Source organism: Petrocella sp. FN5 (genome assembly GCF_029210395.1).
In the GTDB taxonomy this organism is placed as follows: Bacteria; Bacillota; Clostridia; order Lachnospirales; family Vallitaleaceae; genus Petrocella.
This window is the reverse complement of record NZ_JARGDP010000063.1, coordinates 1-14,846: the sequence shown is the minus strand read 5'-3', so window position 1 is coordinate 14,846 and position 14,846 is coordinate 1. Positions and strand designations below refer to the sequence as shown.

General features: G+C 38.1%; 12 protein-coding genes. All 12 read right to left on the bottom strand.

Annotation, left to right across the window (positions count from 1 at the left end; genetic code table 11):
* Window positions 1-74: 74 nt before the first annotated feature.
* The 12 genes from P0N36_RS12285 to P0N36_RS12230 all read right to left on the bottom strand — a co-directional run bounded on the left by P0N36_RS12285 (window position 75) and on the right by P0N36_RS12230 (window position 14,737).
* Window positions 75-923 (bottom strand): carbohydrate ABC transporter permease, encoded by an 849-nt coding sequence (locus P0N36_RS12285; RefSeq protein WP_275843145.1) that lies wholly within the window; start codon window positions 921-923, stop codon window positions 75-77.
* Window positions 916-1,875, bottom strand: a complete 960-nt coding sequence (locus P0N36_RS12280; protein ID WP_275843144.1) for a carbohydrate ABC transporter permease — start codon at window positions 1,873-1,875, stop codon at window positions 916-918. Before P0N36_RS12280 ends, P0N36_RS12285 begins: the two co-directional genes overlap by 8 nt.
* A gap of 127 nt (window positions 1,876-2,002) precedes the next feature.
* Complete coding sequence (locus P0N36_RS12275) at window positions 2,003-3,328, bottom strand: ABC transporter substrate-binding protein (protein WP_275843143.1); 1,326 nt, start codon at window positions 3,326-3,328, stop codon at window positions 2,003-2,005.
* A 19-nt stretch (window positions 3,329-3,347) separates the two neighbouring features.
* Window positions 3,348-4,367: a LacI family DNA-binding transcriptional regulator gene (locus tag P0N36_RS12270; protein WP_275843142.1), complete on the bottom strand. Its 1,020-nt coding sequence runs from the start codon at window positions 4,365-4,367 to the stop codon at window positions 3,348-3,350.
* A gap of 686 nt (window positions 4,368-5,053) precedes the next feature.
* Window positions 5,054-6,790, bottom strand: a complete 1,737-nt coding sequence (locus P0N36_RS12265) for a phospho-sugar mutase (RefSeq protein ID WP_275843141.1) — start codon at window positions 6,788-6,790, stop codon at window positions 5,054-5,056.
* A gap of 127 nt (window positions 6,791-6,917) precedes the next feature.
* Entirely contained in the window at window positions 6,918-8,222 is a 1,305-nt protein-coding gene (locus P0N36_RS12260; protein WP_275843140.1) for a hypothetical protein, read from the bottom strand.
* 41 nt (window positions 8,223-8,263) lie between these two features.
* Complete coding sequence (locus tag P0N36_RS12255; RefSeq protein ID WP_275843139.1) at window positions 8,264-9,904, bottom strand: O-antigen ligase family protein; 1,641 nt, start codon at window positions 9,902-9,904, stop codon at window positions 8,264-8,266.
* A gap of 48 nt (window positions 9,905-9,952) precedes the next feature.
* Window positions 9,953-11,293 carry a CCA tRNA nucleotidyltransferase gene (locus P0N36_RS12250; RefSeq protein WP_275843138.1) on the bottom strand — a complete coding sequence of 447 codons (1,341 nt, stop codon included), beginning with the start codon at window positions 11,291-11,293 and terminating at the stop codon, window positions 9,953-9,955.
* A gap of 12 nt (window positions 11,294-11,305) precedes the next feature.
* Window positions 11,306-12,340, bottom strand: coding sequence for a type I phosphomannose isomerase catalytic subunit (locus tag P0N36_RS12245; RefSeq protein ID WP_275843137.1), 1,035 nt, complete (start codon window positions 12,338-12,340; stop codon window positions 11,306-11,308).
* Between the two features lie 9 nt (window positions 12,341-12,349).
* Window positions 12,350-13,567 (bottom strand): ABC transporter permease, encoded by a 1,218-nt coding sequence (locus P0N36_RS12240; RefSeq protein WP_275843136.1) that lies wholly within the window; start codon window positions 13,565-13,567, stop codon window positions 12,350-12,352.
* Window positions 13,567-14,217: an ABC transporter ATP-binding protein gene (locus tag P0N36_RS12235; protein WP_275843147.1), complete on the bottom strand. Its 651-nt coding sequence runs from the start codon at window positions 14,215-14,217 to the stop codon at window positions 13,567-13,569. The genes P0N36_RS12240 and P0N36_RS12235 overlap by 1 nt, the downstream gene beginning before the upstream one ends.
* Before the next feature lie 136 nt (window positions 14,218-14,353).
* The gene (locus P0N36_RS12230) at window positions 14,354-14,737 is read right to left on the bottom strand and encodes a RidA family protein (RefSeq protein ID WP_275843146.1); all 384 of its coding nucleotides are present in this window, start codon (window positions 14,735-14,737) and stop codon (window positions 14,354-14,356) included.
* Between the last annotated feature and the right edge of the window lie 109 nt (window positions 14,738-14,846).

Below are 14,846 nucleotides of genomic sequence, written 5' to 3'. Positions count from 1 at the left end.
AGCTGTTCTAAAAATATTAACATCATCAGGCAAAATCACCTTTTTGATTAAGTATCTTACTTGCTTCTATTTTTTTACTCCTTAAGACCGCCAAGAGCCACCCCTGCAATAATGTATCTTGAGAAAATGAGATATACAATGAGTAACGGTAAAATGGTCATAGCAATACCCAGATAGATGCCGCCGAATTCAGTTCTGTAAATATCCGCCTTAAGTAACTGAACCAACATCGGCAATGTGTATTTCTTTTCATCCGAAATCAACATCAATGGCATAAGGAAATTATTCCAAGAGCCTACAAAAGCAAAAATACCCATCGTAGCCAGTGCAGGCTTCATCACCGGCAAAGCAATTGTATGAAAAATCTGAATCTCTTTAGCACCGTCAATTCTTGCCGCACTTACCAAGTCCTTCGGAAAGGAGGAGAGCAAATACTGGCGAATGAAAAAGACCGTAGCCGGTGTTGCCACCGCCGGGAAAATCAAAGGTATATAATTGTCTGTAAGGTTCATATTCAACATCATACGATAGAAACCGATCATGCTGATTTGGGCGGGAATCATCAGTATAAAAGCAATTAAAGCAAATATGTATTTTTTTGCTTTGAAATCGTAAATAACAAGACCATAAGCCGTCAAAGCACTAAAGTATAAAGCCATAAAAGTGGCACTTGCAGATATGGTAAAACTATTTATAAAACCACGCCATATATCAAAGCCTCTATTCGTCAAAACTGTATAGTTGTATTCCAAGAACCTACTGGGTATAAGAGAAAAACCTTGCTGTATCTGATCTGTTGATCTGGTTGCGTTCACAATAAGAATCCAAAAAGGCATGATGCTTAGGATCATAAGCAAAAAACATATGACATAGATCCAAGATGCTTTTAACCAATAAAATCTACCCAATCTATGCTCATTCATGAAGTACACCCGCCTTTCTAAATCTACTGGTAAAAGGCTTATTGATTTTTTTATCATCCCCCATGACCTTGAAAATAATTATACTGACAATCACAATCATCACCAGTAAAGTTATGGAAGCGGTCGCTGCAACATAATAATTTCTACTACCACTAAAAGCCTGCCTGTAGATAAACATGGTTACCGTTTCAATAGAGTAATCTGGGTTGCCCCTTAATGTTAAGAGGAAGGGAATATCAAACATTTGCATCCCGCCGATAAAAGAGGTGACCAATACGTATAGTGTAATTGGCTTAATGAGGGGCAAAGTTATACCAAAGAACATCTGACTGCTTGTGGCACCATCTACCATGGCTGCTTCATAGAGAGAAGGATTAATGCCTAAAATACCTGCCATAAGAATGATAAATGTATTGCCATACCACATCCAAAACTGGATAAAGGCTACGATGGATCTTGTGGCGCCCACACTTCTAAAAAACTCAAAAGGTTCACTTAGAACACCAAATTGAATCAGAAGTTGATTGATTGGTCCCATAGGATAGCTGAAAAGTGTACTAAAAAGTATGGATACAGAAGCGGCTGTAATAATATTGGGCATATAAAACAATACCTTGAAAAGGCCTGCACCCTTAAGCTTCATGCGTGCGTCTGAAAACCATTTTGCCAATAACAACGCCAAACCAATTTGTGGAATAAAGTTCATGGTCCATATGATCCATGTGTTTCGAAGTGCTTTTAAGAACAATTCATTTTGAAGCAAAGCGAAGTAATTCTTAAATCCCACATAATTCATTTGGGTTTCCCAACCTGCCAAATCTGTAAAACTTAACTGAAAGGTGTAAAAAATCGGATACAGTTGGAAGACCAAAAAGGCAATAATGAAGGGTGCAACAAAGAAATAACCGTACTTATCATAATTAACCAATTGATTTTTATTTTTCTTTGCCATTATAATCTCCTATCTTAATTTTTTGAGCTGTGTTATAAGCAGTCGATTAAACTTTGTCTCTGTTTCAACATCAATGTTTCTTATATCATAGGAAAGGGATGAAAGACAAGCCTTCACCCCTTTAATTCTAGTATTCTAAGCTGGGGAATTGGTTTTTTACCGATAAAATAAAATCATTCATCGCAGCATCACGTTCTTTTTCACCTTTGGAATATGCTGTCAACTGCTCGGTAAATAAGTCTTGAATATCTTTGTCTGAACCTGTTAAAATAGATGCGTCTACTTGTGTTGCCATTTCTGCAAAAGCAGCATAGTGGTTTTGACCCTTCAAGAAAGGTTCAGAGAAATCACCTTTGATTTCATTTACAACTGCTTGATTAGAAAGAACGTCACCTGTTTCTTCTGCCCATGTTTTTAGGAATGCTTCATCCAATGTTAAGTACTTAATTAAGTCAGCTGCAGCTGCCTCCATATCGGAACCTTCACGCATAGCTAACCATGTACCACCCCAGAAATAAGAGGATGGACCTTGAATCATGCCCCAGTCACCTGAAGTCGATACACCAGTATCCGCGTTCTCAGCACTTGTTTTTAGTACATAATGAAGACCCCATGTTGGTAAGAAGTAACCAAAGACATCATTGCCAGAGATACTTGCAAACCATTGTTCAGTCCATTGTTCGGACTGATTGGTTAATCTATTGGCTTCTAATTTTCTACCCATTTCCATAAGTTCAGTAATCTTAGGATCAACAACCAACTTATTATCTACAACCCAACCATCTTGTCTGGCTGCATAGAAAACTTGTACAAGATCCCCTAGAGAGCTGATCATTTTTACGTTCCCGTCTGATTTTTCACTGATGGTCATCGCCGTTTCATAGAACTTATCAAAGTCGCTCACTAGCGCCTGTACTTCTTCTGGTTCTTCTGTTCCAAGATATTCCATGGCCAAACTTCTTCTATAGAAGAATGCACCTGGTGTCGCTTGCCAGCTTGAGCCTTTAAGAATGCCATTGGTATCTGTTGCTACATCAAGCACATAAGGAAGGGTATCAATACTGTCTCGATCAAACCCTATGGATGCAAGATCTGCGGTAAATGGTGAATCTACATATTTTTTAACATACCCTGCTTCTAATGCAAATACATCCGGTGCACTTTTTCCTGATGCCAAAACTGGATCAAGCTTGTTTTGGTATTGATCATTAGGAACGACCACTACTTCAACCTTATAAGGTAAGTCCGGATTGTCTTTTAAATAATGGTTCTCAATCATACCTTTTAGCTCATCTGTAAATGTCCATACAACCAAAGTATCGCCTTTGTTTTCACTTGCTAGGCTAACTTCACCTTGATTTGATGCTTCACTATTGTCCTGCTTCGCCCCACCACAAGCCGTTACAGAAAGTATTAATGTAAATGTAAGTAATAAACCAATCCACTTTTTCATTTTTTTCTCCTTTTCACATTCATATAAGTTTCACTTGCTTACAGGATGCACCTTCTAACAATTTTACGCCCACACTTATGTCTATTTTCGTTCGATTCTTGGTTTCAATGATTTCTGTCAAACGCTTAGCTGCTAGTTCACCAATCATCCTCGTATCTTGTACAATCGTGGTTAAATGGGGTGTAATCATTTGACCAAGTTCCAGACCATCAAAACCAACAACCGATATATCTTCCGGAATTTTTAGACCTGCTTCTTGAATCACCTTGATACCTAAAACAGCTGCATAATCGTCGGAGAATATAATAGCAGTGGGTCGTTTGTCTCTTGCCAAGACCAATCGTGTCTTATCGGCAATATTCTCACGGTTGTAATACGCACTTTCCACTAAATGGTCTCCCGTTATTTTGCAGTTGTTGGCATTCATAGTATCTTCAAAACCTCGAATCCGTTCACCGGTAACATAATTGCGTTGTCCGTGAATATAAACGATGTTTCGATGGTTTAAGTCAATAAGGTGCTGCGTCAGCAGTTTTAAGCCTTCATAGTTTTCAGAAAAAATAGAACTCACTGTATCGTTATCAAAATCAATGACCACAACGGGGATTTTACTATGAATCAATTCAAGCGCATTTTGATCATTGTAATCATAGTTAGCAATAATAACACCATCGCAGCGGCGGCGCCTTACATGTTGAAGGAAAGACACCTTATTCTCACCGATTTTTTGAGATACAAAGGTTAAATCATAACCAAGTTCTTCAGTATATTTTTTAAAGCTCTCAAGAATCTGTGAAAAGAAGTAATGGGTAAAACCATTACGAATCTCACTCTCCGTTTCAAATAAGACACCAATATTCCAGGTCTTGTTCTTTGTTAGTGCCTGTGCCTGTGAATTTGGTGAATACCCCATGCTTTCAGCCATCTCCAATATTTTTTTCCTTGTCATGGCATTGACATCCGGATAATTATTAAGTGCTTTAGATACTGTTGCACTTGAGCAACCGACATTTTTTGCTATATCATAAATGGTAATCATATATGACCATCCTCTCCGAAACCGATTTCGATTCATTCTAAAAAAAATTATACCTAACTCTAGCCTTAAGTGCAAGTCCTTTTAGAAAAGTTTTCGAAACCGCTTTCGGTGTTTCGTAAAAAAAATCGCTTACAAGTGTTTTCTGTTAAAAAGAAGTTTTCGAAACCGCTTTCGATTATTATCTTACCACCTCCACCCTACATTTGTCAACCCCCTTGTTCATATAAAATACATATTTTTGAAATCCCATCAAATTCATCTATCATCTCACCCTATAACAAAAGCAGTAAGCATTCATTTCTCTGGTCTTCCCCTTCGGAGAATCAGACGAAAAATAAACACTTACTGCTTATAACAAATCTCTTTAATTAATAATTTCTATCAAAATAAAAATACAGCTTCACAAATCTTTGCCTTTACCAACACCGACCATGAAGTTCCTGGGGTGGAGGCCGTACTCATATACACTGCGGAAGGGTTTTCATGGGACTACAAATATTACTTACACATCTTTATCCTTACCAGCACCGACCATGAAGTTCTGGAGCTGTGTGTATGAGTTAAGCAAGACAGCAGGAAGCTGTCCGCCGACTTTTGGTGCAGGACGCACCAACTGGAGGCCGTACTCATACGCACTGCGGAAGGGTTTTCATGGGACCTCTTAATAAAATACACAAGCCTACTCTCTACTTCAAAATCTCATCCACCAAACCCATAACAGCCGTCTCAAGATTCAACGCCAAAGCATCAGCCTCCGCTTGCGTATCCCCTTTAACACCAAAGTAGAACTTCACCTTTGGCTCTGTACCAGAAGGTCTGACACAGAACCATGACCCATCTTCCAAATCATAATACAATACATTGGAAGACGGCAAACCTGTCGACGTAACATCATTCGTCGTTAGATCCTTAATCGTATCTTCATCGTAATCCCGAGCACTCACCACTTTAACACCACCCAAAACCTTAGGTGGGTTCTCTCGTAATGAAGTAAGAATATGCTGAATCTTTTCTATACCTTCAATTCCCTTTAACGTTATGGCCTGAAGGGTCTCTTTATAGTAACCGTACTTTTCATATAAATCTATAAGCGCTTCATATAAAGTCTTACCTTTTGATTTGTAATAAGCCGCCGCTTCCGCCACACACATAACAGCAACAATAGCATCCTTATCTCTTGAATGGGTGCCAACAAGACATCCGTAGCTTTCTTCAAAGCCAAACTGGAAATTATAACTACCATCGACTTCAAATCCCTTAATCTTCTCACCAATGTATTTAAAACCGGTCAAAGTCTCAAGCAAAGTCACCCCATAATCTTCTGCAACAGCTCTTGCCATATAAGTAGAAACTATGGTACTTACAACTGCGCTGTTCTCCGGCAATATATTAAGTTCTGCTTTACGACTTAAGATATAAGACATCAAAATCATACCAATGTTATTGCCATTAAGCGCTTTATAGTCACCTTCTTTGGTTTTTGCAAATACACCTAGACGATCGGCATCCGGATCTGTAGCCATAACCACATCTGCATTATTTTCTCTTGCGAGCTTAAGGGCTAACTCAAAAGCCTTTGGGTCTTCTGGATTAGGGTAATCCACCGTCGGAAAACTACCGTCTGGTTCCTCTTGTTCCTTTACAATTAATACCTTTTCAAATCCGATTTCTTTCAAAATACGCCTAACTGGAACATTGCCAGAGCCATGAAGCGGTGAGTAAACCACTGTAAAATCATTGGCTTCCTCTTTAATCACTTCCAGATCGATAATTAATTTTTTTAAGGTTTCAATATACCTATCATCTAAGGCCTTGTCAATTATTTCATACAGACCTTTTGCCATCGCCATATCTTTGTCCATGATTTTTACAGATTCATAGCCTTCTACCAGATTCACTTGCTCAATAATTTCTCCATCAATAGGTTCAGCTACTTGGGCACCATCTGACCAATAGGCTTTATATCCATTGTACTCTGGAGGGTTATGACTGGCTGTAACTACAATTCCGGCTGTACAACCAAGTTCCCTAACCGCATAGGATAAATAGGCAACCGGTCTAAGTGACTCAAAAACATAACCTTTTATACCATTAGCCGCTAAAACCAATGCTGCTTCGTCCGCAAACTCAGGGGACATACGTCTTGAGTCGTAGGCAATGGCAACACTGTTTTCTTGATTGGCCTTCTTAAGGTTAATATAATTGGCCAATCCTTGAGTGGCTTTTCTAACTGTATAGATGTTCATTCGGTTGGTTCCGGCGCCTAAGACACCTCTTAATCCTCCGGTTCCAAATTCAAGTTCCCTATAAAAGCGGTCCTGTATCTCCTTGTCATCACCTTTGATTTGCCTTAACTCTTCCTTCGTTGCCTCATCAAAATAATCGTTCTTTAGCCATGATTCATATAAATCCATGTACGTCATATTACGCCCTCCTTTTTAATCTCATTTATGGCCAAAGTGTCAAAATAAAACCTTAACGCCTTAACCATTTATGTATCTGTATCTCACTCTTAAGGAGCTTTTCATAGGATTGTTTCCTTGAATGCTCTTATTCGTTACCTGACGTATTGGGTTCTAAAGGTACTAATTCCGGTAACACAAGATTCTTATCTTTACCGTCATCCTCCCAAGAAAATGAAAAACTGGCCGTCACATAACCTGTTCTTCGTAAGGTAATGGTATGGTCTCCAGGTGTATAAGGCGTCGAAGTTGGGATAACACCTATAAAAGCAGCATCCAAGTACGCTTCGGCACCTGCCGGTTCTTGTATGAAAAGAAAACTTGCTTTTCTCTCAAGATCAATCCTGAATCTTAAGTATGCTTGATTCAGGATAAGATTGCCTTCCCAAGTCTCAAAATTTTCTTTTTCAGCTCGAACTTTATAATTACCAAAACTTAGCATACTCGGCTCATTAGACTGTAGTAATACATCATCAATATACAGTTTTACATCTTCCTGAGAAAGTACAAACTCAACCGTTCCAACCTTAGGTTGTGCTGTAGTCAAGTCAAGGGTTACATTTTGTCCCTCTTCAACCATAACTTGACTTACAAATGGTGACATATTATCCTTCGAGACAATTACATCATAAACGCCTGCACTAATAGGCATGTTCATTTCTGCTTCAACCAATTTACTGATTTTTCGTCCCACCTCAATCTGACCACCGATGAAGCTTTCATGGTTAACCAAAGTGATGGTCCCATGGCCATTGATGATAATAATACTCCATACTCGATCTTTATAACCTTTTACAATTGCTTCATCTGCCGGACTGAGTTCCGTAATTGCAAAAGGAGAACCATCCTTAGAAGTGACCAGCTCTTCTGTATAGGTGTATACCTCGTTGCCAATCCTAATAGTAAGGTTTTCATCATCCACCACCATGTTGCTGACATCTCGTCTCTGCCATGTAACCGCGGTAATTCTTACATTTTCCGGTTTTAATGTTTTTGTATCATACTTAGTCTCAATCATGTCACCAATCTTAATTTGGCTTAGTGCAATATCTGTGCCATACTCATTTTTAATATCTATAGAGCTATCCATCTCTAGAGTAATCATTTTTAGTGCCTCAATATCATAAACCATGAGCTTGCCGGTTTCACTATCCACATATTTAACCACTGCCATAGCTCTTTCGTATTGTCCACTAGACACTGCTTCTTCAATATCTGTAGGTGTTTCAACGTCTTCTGGCTTGTCTTTTTCTTTCTCTTTTCCACCTAATACGAGGGCTAAAACTGTTACGCCAACGATTAATATGACAACTGCCACGATACCAATTACCGTCATTCTTGATACAATGTCCACTTTTTTCTTCTTTTCAGTCGTTCTTTTTCGTTCTGTCATCTGTCACCTCTTATTATTTCACCTCATAAAACAGGTCATTTTTATTCCAACCCCATCAACAATTCACTCGCTTTTTCATAGTCTTGATTCAACTTTTCCGTCATGACCAAGTGGGGTTTATGTTTTATATTATAATGAGTATTCTTTTCTTTTGCAAGTATTACCAAACCCTCCGGAATCGCTCTAATGGCCTCTAAATAGTTTTTCCCTTGAAGAACATCACCACATCGGATACTCGCCTCTCCAGCCATAAGCATAGTAGTGCTATAGTCCTCATGTCTGTTAATATTTAACGGGTTAAGAGCCACCAATATTTTAGCATATTCAACTGCCAGTGGATAATTCCCATTTTTTATAGCAATCTCTTTTTGAACCTGATAGCCTTCAATGATATAGGGATTTTTATGAATCAAATTTTGGGATATTGTAAACCGCTGTTCTTTATTGTCCACTTCCTGTAAATACCTTCTTGCTCCTTCTGTATGACTTTGATACAAATTCAATGTTTTTTCATAGTCACCCATTTGATAGGTGGTTTCAACACGCAAAAAATAAATACAAGGCAATAACAATATGAACAACACAAAATAACTGAGGTTTTTGGGAAGTGTGTATTCTTTTTTTTCTGCCTCTTCTTTATGCATTGAAAAAATCAATATCAATAACCAAATATAAGGAAATTGAAGATTGATATCCGTTAGACTATGAAACAAGAGAACCATAATCACCAATTTATTCATGCCATCATATTTCTTAATAAAAATAATATAGATCATAAAGGCCGCTAATGTCATACCGCCTATCATGCCAATATCTAAAAATGCCTGCAACAAACTGCTATGAACATATCTGACATGATACATGGAGCCGGTTTGATACGCACGTTGGGCATAATAATATCCAAAAGTTCCATACCCAAGTGGCCTGTCTCCAATCATATGCAAAGCATCATCATAATATAACAACCGCGTCTGCCACTCGCTAACTTTTGGCGTCATTTGCGTAAGTCTACTAAAAACCAGCTCTAGATTAGTGAAAGCAATAAGTACCCTGTTGATGATGACAGAAAGTCCTAATCCTATCCAAAAGGTATACTGTAATTTTTTCCTGAATATTAAATATACCATGACGAGACATGCAATTAAAGTGACACTTCGACTCATGGTCATTAATAATGTTGTTCCTAAGATACTCATGCCTATTACTTTTTGCCATGGCTTCATGGCCAGTGTTAAAAATACCAGGATAGCCGCTAATACAACAATGGCCCAAGTATTGGCATATTGAATCGGACCGGCCATTCTTTGATGTATGACATAGGAAAGTCGATTCTCTCCTAAACCCAGATAGCTCGCAATTCCTATTAATCCGCCTAATATCACACCCATCACAAAAACCCATTTAAAACTCTTCATGAAGAGTTCATCATGAACTTGATATATTACAATATAGGCCATGATAAGTAGAAGGCCTAAAAAAATGCCATAAACTTGCATGCCTTTTTCTACAGCAGTAAACAAAGCTAATATTTGTATGGCTAAAAATAGTAATAAGAATTTAATTGTTACATCCTTTGGCACAGTTATACTTCCTCTATGATATAACCCTACAAGCATCAAGACAATCATGACCACATTGGCCAACATAAGAGCGTGATTAAAATAAAGACCTTGTAAAAACATAAAAACTGTCATCCATATTAATATAGCTATAGAATAGACCTTCATAGGCTAACCTTTATGTATTAACATTTTCGCTTTTTCAAGAAGCAGCTTTTTTTTATTCATTTCCGGTTCTTCTATTACCATTTCTAAAAGTGTTTTTAACAATATGCCGATTTTCTCACCTCTTTCAACACCTAGATCCATCAGGTCCTTACCACGGATATTCAGGTCTTGTATGGTTATGCAGTGATTACTTGCCAAAAGAATCTCAAAATGTTGTTTTTTCACGTCTAAATCTTCTAACCTTGCCTGAAGTTTATCCGGTGCTTGAGCTCGAACATCCGCCTCTTGAACGGCTAAATAATCTTTGAACATGTCTACACCCATATGGGCAACAGCTTTTCTTAGAGATTTTGCATTCGGTTCAAATCGATAATCATGATAGGCAATAAGTTTGAGAATGTGGTTTTTTGTTTTATTATCAAATTTGAGACGGCTGAGTATTATTTTTGACAGTTCCACACTGATTTTTGAATGGCCATAAAAATGGTCCACACCCTCATCATCTGTTGATTTCGAGTAACCTTTGCCAATATCATGTAAAAATATGGACCATCTTAAAACTTCCGTTCTTTTTACTTCTTTAAGTGCCCTATACGTATGTTCATCCACGTTATAAACATGATAAGAATGGTTTTGGCTAAGATTTACACATGGCATAAATTCAGGTATGACATAAGGCATCAAACCATAGTAGACCAACTTAGAAATGTAGTCCGGATTTTTGGAACATAAAATCTTCGAAAGCTCCATCTTAATTCTTTCAGCACTTATTTTCTCGATAAGCTTAGACAGCAAAGTAATGGCTCTACCAGTTTCTGACTCAATCTCAAATCCAAATCGCGCTGCAAAGCGAATGGCTCTAAGCATCCTTAGTGCATCTTCATGAAAACGTTCATCTGGGTCGCCCACACATCGAATGATGCCAAGTTTAAGATCTTCTTCCCCGCCATACAAGTCTATAAATCCTGATTCTTCGTTATAGGCCATAGCATTAATGGTGAAATCCCGTCGCTTAAGATCTTCTTTTAGACATTTTGTAAATGCAACCGCCTTGGGCCGTCTATGGTTTTCATATTTACCATCTACACGGTAAGTCGTGATTTCATATCCTACTTTGTTTTTTAATATGGTAACCGTACCATGTTCTAGACCTGTATCCACAGTTCTTGAAAACAAAGCTTTTACTTGACTTGGTTCAGCAGACGTGGTCAAATCCCAGTCCTTAGGCACTTTCCCAAGCATTAAATCTCTGACACATCCACCAACAATAAAAGCTTCATGTCCATGATGATGCAGTTTTTTTAATATATAATGAACATCTTTGGGTAATTCTCTTTTAATCATATAACACCTTTTCTATTGGATCCTAATGGCTTCTTTTTGTACCCCTTTTGCTTCAAGCTCTTTTAATGTGTCTTCAATACTTATAGGTACATAAGTTTTTAGAAGCTTCATTTTTCCACTGAAAGTATAGTCTTTACAGCTTGCAGGTATGAGGAAACTGTCCCCTTTCTTAACTTCTAGTGATTCATGATTGCCCTCTAATTGACCGGAACCTTCAAGTACCATATAGATTTCATAACCTTTTTCGTTTAGTTGTTTGAGTGAACCATCCATTTCTATGGTCTCTAGGGCAAAATATTGGTTTAGGATAAAATAAGTATGTTTGATGTTATCTCTCACAACCACAGAGCCATGAATCGGTAGGGTTGAATATGTATCTAGAAAATCGATGGTCTCTTTAGATTTGTCTATATGAAGATCTCTGCTTTTACCGTCAAGGCCAACTCTATTCCAATCATAGACTCTATAGGTGGTGTCTGAGTTTTGCTGTACTTCAGCAAGTAAGATGCCTTTTCCTATAGCATGGATTAAGCCTGCAGGTATGTTAAAGACATCACCGGGCTTAACTTCTACTTCATTAAGTACTTGTTCCAACTGGTTGGCCTTTAGAGCGGTCATAAATGCCTCTTGAGTTGTTCCTTTTTTCAGACCAATAATCAACTTGGCGCCTTTTTCTGCTTCCATAATAACCCAAGCTTCTGATTTTCCAAGTTCTCCGTTTTCAATAATATTAGCATAGGCATCATCCGGATGTACCTGAACGGACAAATCCTCCTTTGCATCAATAATTTTTACCAATAATGGAAATTTATGCCCTTTTTCATAACCTTCACCGAGTATTTGATGGCCATGGGTCTGTAATAGTGCACATAGTGTCAGGCCTTTATATGGTCCTGCCGCAATGATAGAAGCGCCGTGTTCATGACAAGCAACCTCCCAGCTTTCCCCTGTATACTTAAATGGGGTTTTTTTACCATAAAGATTTTTCAGTTTTTCTCCGCCCCAGACCCGTTCTTTTAGGTCTGGTTCCAATAACAATGGTCCCATAGTGCCTCCTTACGCATTCAACATAACTTTTTCATTATTAAAGGATCTTGTAATCATAAGAATCAATATCCCTGTAATCACAATGGATACAATTGTGGACAGCAAAAACGCATCCATGCCCAGTTGGAACATAAATAATTGCTTTATGGCAAGCACATTCCCAAGTATCGGTATGGCGAATTGAATTAAAGCAGGCTCACCGGTGGTAAACATGGTTGAAAACGATGCAAACATAACAATCATGTATATAGGTGATACATAAGTGCCAGCCTCTTTAATAGACTTTGCCCTAACTGAAGTAATACATATAAGCCCCACATACATGCCCACCAATACCAGCATAATAATTAATAACTGTATATATTGAAAAACCGTAAATGACAATGATGTAATTGAAATATCTCTACCGCCTGACAACATACCACCTACGTTTGGCAAGGAAGCCATAATGGCTATAAAAGAACACGCGGCGCTAACAAAGGCAACAATTGCAAGACCGATTAGTTTACCCATGGCAATGGTTTCTCTATTGACCGGTGTCATGAGTAAGGTTGCCATAGTACCTCTTTCTTTTTCACCTGCTATGGTATCCAATCCGATACCCATGGCACCGGCAAATAATAATATGGCAATCAACATCGGTAATATCATTGAAAGACCAATACCCATAGCTTTAGACTCATCCATGACTTCACTTTCATCATTGGTCGCATCCACCACAAAAGCTTTGGCATAATTCTCATTGCCAAATCTTTCTCCTAACATGGCAAGTTCATATCCTTCCAACAGCTGCATGACGAACTTATTTCTTGCCGGGTAGGAATAATCTTCAGAGGGATTGTAATAGGTCTTAACCTCAGGCACTTGCTCTAAACTTTGATAATCCATGATTTTTTGATCAAAACCTTCTTCAAACATAACCACAAGATCGATGTCACCGTCTTTAACGCCAATAAGATCGGCCTCAAAATCTTCTTGATTAAAGGTCATCTTCATACCAAGGTTGTCTTTATGGTTATCATAATACTCTATAAAAGATGCTGGTGCTTCATAGACATGAATGATGGATTGATGCTGGTCTCTATCTTCAAACATCTCTCCCATCATCGTTCCCATTAAAGAGTATAAGATATAAATGCCCACAGCTGGTAGGATAAAGGCAGAAAAGACCAATCTTCGGTCTGAAAAGACCCGCTTCAATTCTTTTTTTACTATTACCCAAAGCATTACAACACCTCCTTAACATTGTCTTTGTATAAGGCAAAAAACGCGTCTTCAAGATTGGTAGTACCTGTCATTGACGTTATGGAAGCAATATCCCCATCGGCCACTTTTTTCCCATTAATGATAACCGCCACCCGATCACACAGCTTTTCTGCTACTGTCATGATATGTGTGGATATAATAATCAACTTCCCTTTCTCTTTTAACCCTTGAAGATATTCAGTAACCGCTTTGGCCGTAATAATATCAAGACCATTGATTGGCTCATCAAAAATAATGACTTCCGGATTATGAACCAAACTAACGGCAATCGCTAATTTTTGTGTCATGCCTGTAGATAGTTCTCCTATTTTTTTATTTCTGAATTCGGTTATGCCAAAATAATCAAATAATTCAGTTGTTCTGGATTTGATTGACTCAAGATCAAGGCCATGAAGCTGTCCGAAAAATTTCATGGTATAATCTGGCGTAAAATGGGTTTCCATCTTAAGTTCATTGGTTAAAAAACCAATACTGCTACGAACCGCCTTAGCGTCCTTCACCACATCATAACCTTCAACACTGATTTGCCCCATTGTCGGCTTTAATAAGGTTGCAATTGTTCTTAGGGTCGTGGTCTTTCCTGCACCATTTGGCCCAAGTAAACCAAATATTTCCTTCCTCTATTTACTCAAGTTGGTTCATACATACTAAGGTTAAGGCATCAAAACGATATGATTGAACTTAGTTTTGACCTTTGACCATACTAAAGTTAAGACGCTATGATTTGGGTTTAACCCTTCAAACTTACTAACCCTTAACTTGAACTATGGCTTCAATCTCAATGCTTGCATCTTTCGGTAATCTTGCAACCTCAACACAGCTTCTTGACGGATAGGGTGCTTCAAAAAACGTTTCGTAGATTTGATTCATGGCCGCAAAATCATTCATATCCTTTAGAAAGACCATCACTTTAATGACATCCTTCATATTAGATCCAGCCGCTTCAACGATCGCTTTTATATTTGTTAACGATACTTTTGTCTGTTCCTCTATGGTCGTTGGCATCATCCCTGTTTTGATGTCAATCGGTAACTGCCCTGATGTAAAAAGAAGATTATTTACTACAATCCCTTGAGAATAAGGTCCTATAGCCGCCGGTGCTTGATTTGTTGTAATATTTTTTTTATTCATCATAGCCACTCCTTCAATGTTTTGTTTTTATTATACAAGAACAAAGCGACTTTGTCGCGTTTTGCGCAACAAAAAAAGAAGCTTTTGGGGAAAGCTTCTTTCTTTTTAA

Coding starts and splice junctions, on each gene's coding strand:
- P0N36_RS12265 (WP_275843141.1), bottom strand. CDS start 6,790: ATGACGTACATGGATTTATATGAATCATGGCTAAAGAACGATTATTTT.
- P0N36_RS12280 (WP_275843144.1), bottom strand. CDS start 1,875: ATGGCAAAGAAAAATAAAAATCAATTGGTTAATTATGATAAGTACGGT.
- P0N36_RS12255 (WP_275843139.1), bottom strand. CDS start 9,904: ATGTTTTTACAAGGTCTTTATTTTAATCACGCTCTTATGTTGGCCAAT.
- P0N36_RS12285 (WP_275843145.1), bottom strand. CDS start 923: ATGAATGAGCATAGATTGGGTAGATTTTATTGGTTAAAAGCATCTTGG.
- P0N36_RS12240 (WP_275843136.1), bottom strand. CDS start 13,567: ATGCTTTGGGTAATAGTAAAAAAAGAATTGAAGCGGGTCTTTTCAGAC.
- P0N36_RS12230 (WP_275843146.1), bottom strand. CDS start 14,737: ATGAATAAAAAAAATATTACAACAAATCAAGCACCGGCGGCTATAGGA.
- P0N36_RS12250 (WP_275843138.1), bottom strand. CDS start 11,293: ATGATTAAAAGAGAATTACCCAAAGATGTTCATTATATATTAAAAAAA.
- P0N36_RS12245 (WP_275843137.1), bottom strand. CDS start 12,340: ATGGGACCATTGTTATTGGAACCAGACCTAAAAGAACGGGTCTGGGGC.
- P0N36_RS12260 (WP_275843140.1), bottom strand. CDS start 8,222: ATGACAGAACGAAAAAGAACGACTGAAAAGAAGAAAAAAGTGGACATT.
- P0N36_RS12270 (WP_275843142.1), bottom strand. CDS start 4,367: ATGATTACCATTTATGATATAGCAAAAAATGTCGGTTGCTCAAGTGCA.
- P0N36_RS12275 (WP_275843143.1), bottom strand. CDS start 3,328: ATGAAAAAGTGGATTGGTTTATTACTTACATTTACATTAATACTTTCT.